Raw genomic sequence first — 6,545 nt, 5'->3', positions numbered from 1 at the left:
CGATCCCATTATTGAGATGCTTAACTTGCCGTTGCTCGACATCCGCTCGCAGCCGTCCCTCCTTCTTCAGGCGCGAAATAGCATGAGCGTACGAGGAATGCTTGTCCGTGTTCAAGGTCTTAGGCTGAGTGTCTACATCATAATATCTTAGGCACCGTTTCAAGAACTGATAAGCCGCGTTTTTATTCCGTTTTTGGGAGAAATAGAAGTCCAGTGTTTCGCCTTGCTTGTTGATAGCTCGATACAGATAGTGCCATTTCCCTTTCACCTTGACGTAGGTTTCATCGAGCTGCCACGAAGAGTCTGTTCGGATGAACTGATGGCGGCGTAACTTCTTGCGTAATGCAGGGGCATATTCAATGAACCAACGATAAATGGTCGAGCGATTAACCGAAACCCCTCGTTCTGCCAGCATGTCGCTGAGGTTGGCGTAGCTCATTGGGGTCGAACCATACCAACGAAGGCACCAAAGAATGATTTCAGGGGCAAAGTGTTTCCATTTGAATGCGGGATTGGTCATTGAGTCACTAGATCAGGAAAGATAGAACTGAATTCTGAGTCTTGGCTGATTTTTTTGCAACAACCCCGTTCTTACTGGTTGCACTATTGATTTGGTACAACGATGCTAGAACGGGGCGCATCCACTACATCAAATCACTCTTATTTACACGAGCTTGTACTGTTGTGTGTTAGCAACGTCGTGCTTTTAGTTGTGTCAGGAACTGCTTTTCGAAGCTTTCGACTGTAATGGGTTTAGAGTATTTATAGCCTTGGACTCTAGATACCTGGGCGTCATCACAGACTCGGTGCTGTGCTGGTGTTTCTATCCCTTCTGCGACAATTTCATAGTCTAGTGAACTAGCAAAGGCGCATATTGCTCTGAATAACTGCCGTGATGATTTTACCTCTATATCTTTAATAAATGTTCGATCGATTTTAATGATGTCTATCGGGAAATATTTGAGATGAGAGATTGAAGAATACCCTGTTCCAAAGTCATCAATGGCTACCTTTACACCCACTTGGCTCAGTTCTGTCAAGCTTCTGGATGCTTTTGTTCCCTTCGTGATTAAATTACTTTCTGTAATTTCTATTTCAATGCTGGAAGGTTTGACACCATAAAATTGCAGCAGCTGTTTTATCTCGGTAGATATCTTCTCTTCGGACAGTTGCTTGGGCGATATATTAATAGCCAACTTAAAATTTTCATTTAACAGGTGACATTTGTTCCATTTTGCAATTTGTTTGATAGCAGCATCGATTACCCAATAGCCGATATCAATAATCAGGCCTGATGCCTCAGATATCGGTATAAAAACATCAGGAGGAATGGTCCCCAATTTGGGCGAATGCCAACGCAAAAGAGCTTCTGCGCCTACGAGCTTCATGGATAGGTTAAATTGCGGTTGATAATGCAATTCCAATTCGTTTCTTTGTATCGCTGATTTGAGGCCGTTTTCAATGCGTAATCTTTGATCGATAGAGGCATGGATCTTCTTGGAATAGTATTGTGCCTGATTTCGACCTTTATCCTTTGCTCGATAGAGCGCAATGTCAGCATTTTTTCTCAGTTCTAATGAGTTAGAACCACTCTCAGGGTAATTTGCGATACCTATGCTTACAGAGAAGTCAATGTCATGGTTGTCGATTGTTATTGCCTTCTCAAAGGTTGAAAGTATTCTCTGCACTAACGTGTAGACATCCTCTTCAGACTCCAAATAGCTCGCGATTACTGCAAACTCATCGCCCCCAATACGAAAAAGTGAATCACTTTCACGAGTGCTGGCTTGAAGGCGAATAGAGACTTCCTGCAAGACAAGGTCTCCAGCGATATGCCCATATTGGTCGTTGATTTCTTTAAAACGGTCGACGTCAATAAGTAACAGTGCTAAAGGCTTTCTCACTCTAGAGGCCATAAGTAGTAGCTTTTTAAAACGCTCATCGAAAAAATGACGATTATTTAAACTTGTTAATGTATCAAACTCGGCAAGTTGCTTTAGTTGAGAGTGAGTCTCGAGAATTTTTTGTTCTAAATAGTACCGCTCAGTTGCGATTAATACCGACCGCCTTAGGCGCATTGCAGAAATTTCACTCTTCATTACAAAGTCTTGAGCGCCTGCTTCAATACATTTTAACGCTAACTCTTCGTCATTGCTGTGGCTGAGCATAACAATAGAGGTAGCAAAATTAGCATTTGACCTTAAGGCGATTAATAACTCTAATCCTGTCGTGGGAGGAAGTTGATAATCCAGTAAAATGATATCAAATGCTTGTTCAAGCGCTCGAACTAGCCCTTCGTCAGCGGTTTGCGCTTCTTCAATTACAGAGATGGGTAAATCTGTATTTTTTAGCACCCTGACGATAGCAAGCCTGTCGACAGTATCGTCGTCTATGAGCAGTATTTTCATATCATCCTATCTCGTTGATTGTTTCTGGGAGTTCAACAATGCGCCAATAATTGTCAAGAAACGATAAAACGTTGTTGAAATCTTGGCTGACGGAAGACTTAACTATATAACCAGCGATATTTTTCTCATATGCCGCGGATATCTCCTCATCGCGTTTTGATGTTGTCAGAACAAAAATTATCGTGGAGCGTAAATGTTCGTCATCTCTCACTTCTTTAAGAAACTCTAACCCGTTCATTCTTGGCATATTTAGGTCTAGGAGAACAATATAAGGTGAAGGGATCTTGCCTGCTTTTAAAAGATCTAATGCTTCTACACCATCGTGTGCACGAATCATAGGGTTGAGTAATTTCAAAGAATGGAGAGCTCGCTCGACTCCCATTGCATCAATATTATCGTCTTCTACGAGTAGAATGCTTACGGGTTTGTAGGTTGGGGGGGTCATCAGAAGTGTTCCTCGGTTATAGATTGCTTTTAGGCCATGAGAAGATGAATGTACAACCACCATGGCTGTTAGAAGTAATGGAGTATTGGCATGTATACAAGTCAAGAATTTTCTTTATGATTGACAAGCCTAATCCACTTCCTTCCACACTGTCGCGTGGTTTCAATGTATGAAAAAGGTCGAAAACTCGTTCCCTGTACTCTTTTTCAATCCCTGGGCCGTCATCTTCGACGATGAACTGATAGTGACTCTCGGTTGCGTCGATAGAAATATAGATATTTCCAGATTCCTTGTCGTGATGTTTGATTGCATTACTCATTAAGTTGCGCAGTATGAGCTCTAGTGGTGTGGTTAAAGTATCAAACGAGCCAATGTTGTCGGTACAGTGCAGTATGATGTTTTGTTGTGGAGCCAGAAGCTCTAAGGTTTCTGTGCAGTATTGTTTAAGGTTAAACGTTGCCAATTGCCCTTGCTTTCTTCCTACTCGAGAGTAGGCGAGTAAATCATCCAAAAGCTTTTCTAGTCTCATTACCCGATTGTTGAGTAACGTTGTGTATTGTTCTGTTTTAGGGGTTAAAAAGTCTTCCAGCTCTTCGCTCAACCAAGTAATCAACTGAGAGATGCCACGGAGTGGAGCTTTAAGATCGTGAGAGGCTACATAAGCGAACTGGTCAAGTTCACGATTTGCTTCTTGTAGTGCTTGATTTCGGCGTTGCAAATCTTTTGTCACTACTTCTAACTTATCTGAGCGCAATTTAAGGTCTTTGGTGACCTCGTTGGCGTATTCCGTTACGCGCTCTCTCTCACGAACCAACATAATAAAAAGAATCAGCAATAAGACATCAACGAGAATGCCAAAGGCGAGAATGAGGAGAGGCTGAGAGGTGCTGTGCTGGTCTTCAAATTGTGAAGAGCTCTCTATTTCGAACTGCCAAGTCCTGCCGTATAGCTTGAGTTCAAGCGTTGTTGTATATACAGGGGGAGTAAGGCTATCGGTATTATGGTTCGCTTTGTCGCTGTACAGTAATTCTTTGTTGTCGTAGAGGTTAAAGTTTACCAGTCGTTTGTCTCCAGAGAGTGTTCCGTTCATTAATTTGCTAAAAACAAACGGTGCATATACTAACCCCGAAAAGCCATCTGCATCATCTCCGTAATATTGTGGCACGCGATCTGAAAACCATGGGACATAAAACAAAAAACCTGGCGTTTTCTTTGAATCTTGGACTAAAACTATTGGACCAGAGACCGTTGCTGCACGGTTTATACGCGCATTTTTGGCTGCCGTATACCGATTAGATTCGTGAGCCATATCCAATCCGACAGCTTTTAAGTTGTCTTCACTTGGCTCTACATAAGTAATTGGCCAATATTCATCCGCGATTCGCGAGGGATTAATTTGGTAACCTGGTAGTTGCAACCTTTGCCAATCTAAATAGGTGTCGAGTTTATCCGCTGGAACATAATGGATAACACCTATACCGTTAATCCCAGGAAAGTGGTGAGGGACGTCAAAGGCATCAGCGAACATTTTCCATTTTGTTCTCGATACTGGGTCTTCATACATACGCAGCGCAGAAGAGCCAGCGAGTAACGCTTCTTCATACTTGGACATGCGCTCTTGAACGAGTTCGGCGAGTTGATGCGCTTGAAATAGAAACTGAGTTTCTGCCTTTTGTTCTGCTTGAGTAGAGGTAATCTTCCAAGCGGAAAAAGTTAATCCTGCGGAGAGAAGGAGTACAAGCCAGTGATACCAATTTAACGCGTTTAAGCGCTTGGATAATATATAATTCCCTAGCATGAAACTGACCTTTGTTGTTATAGTTTTTACTCAACTTAGTTTATATTAATAACTTTCGCAATCATTATTCTCTCTGGATTGTGCTCAATATAGATTACTGTGAATGAACCTATAGAACTAAAATAAGAAGCAACAATCTTATCGACTAACCTTATCCATTGTCGTGGTCTCGTGGGGCTTGTTGCAACTAATCAGAGAGTGCAGATCTACCCAGTCATGGGCTTAACGATTACTGATAAATCACCTCAACATTGAAGAGACGATTCATGAAGGCGGATCTCTCCCGAACAAGCATTTTACGCTCATCATGACGTAACCAGAAATCAAATTGGCCTTTGTTCAACATTCGCAATGATTCGAATCCCTCGATGGTTGACCAGGCTCGCTTTCGTATTTTAAAACCGCCTGTGCTGACAACAAGCTTCTTGATGGGGGCGTGATCGGACTCGACCCCATTATTGAGATATTTCACTTGCCGTTGCTCGACATCCGCCCGCAGCCGTCCCTCCTTCTTCAGACGCGAGATAGCATGAGCATACGAGGAATGCTTGTCCGTGTTCAAGGTCTAGGTTGAGTGTTTACATCATAGTATCTTAGGCACCGTTTCAAGAACTGATAAGCCGCGTTTTTATTACGTTTTTGGGAGAAATAGAAGTCCAGTGTTTCGCCTTGCTTGTTGATAGCTCGATACAGATAGTGCCATTTCCCTTTCACCTTGACGTAGGTTTCATCGAGCTGCCACGAAGAGTCTGTTCGGATGAACTGATGGCGGCGTAACTTTTTGCGTAATGCAGGAGCATATTCAATGAACCAACGATAAATGGTCGAGCGATTAACCGAAACCCCTCGTTCTGCCAGCATGTCGCTGAGATTGGCGTAGCTCATTGGGGGCGAACCATACCAGCGCAGACACCAAAGAATGATTTCAGGGGCAAAGTGTTTCCATTTGAATGCGGGATTGGTCATGGAGTCACTAGATCAGAAAAGACAGAGCTGAATTCTGAGTCTTGGCTGACTTTTTTGCAACAACCCCATTTAGAAAGCGAGTTCAGTTTGTATATCTCTAGATAAGGTTTTGTATTGAAAACGTCTAAGCAAGTGGCCACCTTCACTTCACTATTGAATTACACCAATAATCATTAGTATCTTAGATATTTCTAGTTATTAAATGTGCTAGTCTTGGTGAAACAAAGTAAATATGGAATCTATTTTTATGTTGGGTAAGTTCACTAAGGTGGCTGATTATTTTTCTGATATGGGTGTTCCGCCTCAAGCGGTTAAATCCCTGTCAACTCAGTTTAGATTGCTCTCACTGAATCCATCAGATATTTTGCTCGCACAGGGAACTCAGCAAGACTATGGTTATTTTATCCTGTCCGGTATACTTAGAGCTTGTCATTACGGTGAGAATGGTCTTGAGCGATGCAAAGAGTTTTATTTTAACGGTGAACTATGCTTCCTCTATTCAAGTTGGTTACAGGAAATGTCTGCCCAATATCAAATTGAAGCTATTACAACAGCAGAAGTGATAAGGATCCCTTTGAATTTACTGACATTGCCTTCGTTCTTACAAGCCAAAGTCACACTGTTACAACAACAGTTAATATTCAAGGAGCAGAAAGAGGCTCTGCTATTACTCCACACTCCTGAGCAAAGGTACCAGCACTTACTGCAGTATTGGCCAAATTGGTTAATCAAACTTAATAACATTCAGATAGCTAGCTATATCGGTATCAGCCCTGTCAGCCTATCGAGATTGAAAGCCAGAATTAAAAGCTAAATATAAGAGGTAGGCATTAACTTTAGTTAATTCCTACTTTGGGATATATACGCATAATCCGGGGTTGTTGCAAAAAAATCAGCCAAGACTCAGAATTCAGTTCTATCTTTCCTG

The 6,545-nt window shown here is 42.1% G+C and carries 5 protein-coding genes and 1 pseudogene; 1 reads left to right on the top strand and 5 read right to left on the bottom strand.

The genetic code is table 11. The features are described 5' to 3' along the window. From ACED60_RS24880 to ACED60_RS24860, 5 genes and pseudogenes are all read right to left on the bottom strand, one after another. Positions 1-520: IS6 family transposase (locus tag ACED60_RS24880; protein ID WP_371728676.1), on the bottom strand; the 520-nt coding region annotated here is incomplete at its 3' end. Positions 521-689: 169 nt separating this feature from the next. Then, a complete protein-coding gene (locus tag ACED60_RS24875; protein ID WP_371728675.1) occupies positions 690-2,408 on the bottom strand; it encodes a putative bifunctional diguanylate cyclase/phosphodiesterase in 1,719 nt (572 codons plus the stop codon). Between the two features lies 1 nt (position 2,409). Further along, the gene (locus tag ACED60_RS24870; protein WP_102495683.1) at positions 2,410-2,853 is read right to left on the bottom strand and encodes a response regulator; all 444 of its coding nucleotides are present in this window, start codon (positions 2,851-2,853) and stop codon (positions 2,410-2,412) included. A 16-nt stretch (positions 2,854-2,869) separates the two neighbouring features. Further along, positions 2,870-4,651 carry a CHASE domain-containing protein gene (locus ACED60_RS24865; protein WP_102495682.1) on the bottom strand — a complete coding sequence of 594 codons (1,782 nt, stop codon included), beginning with the start codon at positions 4,649-4,651 and terminating at the stop codon, positions 2,870-2,872. 229 nt (positions 4,652-4,880) lie between these two features. Continuing rightward, a pseudogene (locus tag ACED60_RS24860) lies at positions 4,881-5,617 on the bottom strand (IS6 family transposase). A 247-nt stretch (positions 5,618-5,864) separates the two neighbouring features. Here ACED60_RS24860 and ACED60_RS24855 point away from each other — a divergent pair. Continuing rightward, complete coding sequence (locus ACED60_RS24855; protein ID WP_076646397.1) at positions 5,865-6,431, top strand: Crp/Fnr family transcriptional regulator; 567 nt, start codon at positions 5,865-5,867, stop codon at positions 6,429-6,431. The last annotated feature ends 114 nt before the right edge of the window (positions 6,432-6,545 follow it).

The organism is Vibrio sp. 1F279 (genome assembly GCF_041439815.1).
Lineage (GTDB): Bacteria > Pseudomonadota > Gammaproteobacteria > Enterobacterales > Vibrionaceae > Vibrio > Vibrio tasmaniensis_A.
Note: the sequence above shows the minus strand (reverse complement) of the source record. Positions and strands in the feature narration are given on the sequence as shown.

Excerpts from the sequence above, each read along its gene's own strand:
- ACED60_RS24855 (WP_076646397.1), top strand. The coding sequence starts at position 5,865 with ATGTTGGGTAAGTTCACTAAGGTGGCTGATTATTTTTCTGATATGGGT.
- ACED60_RS24870 (WP_102495683.1), bottom strand. The coding sequence starts at position 2,853 with ATGACCCCCCCAACCTACAAACCCGTAAGCATTCTACTCGTAGAAGAC.
- ACED60_RS24875 (WP_371728675.1), bottom strand. The coding sequence starts at position 2,408 with ATGAAAATACTGCTCATAGACGACGATACTGTCGACAGGCTTGCTATC.
- ACED60_RS24865 (WP_102495682.1), bottom strand. The coding sequence starts at position 4,651 with ATGCTAGGGAATTATATATTATCCAAGCGCTTAAACGCGTTAAATTGG.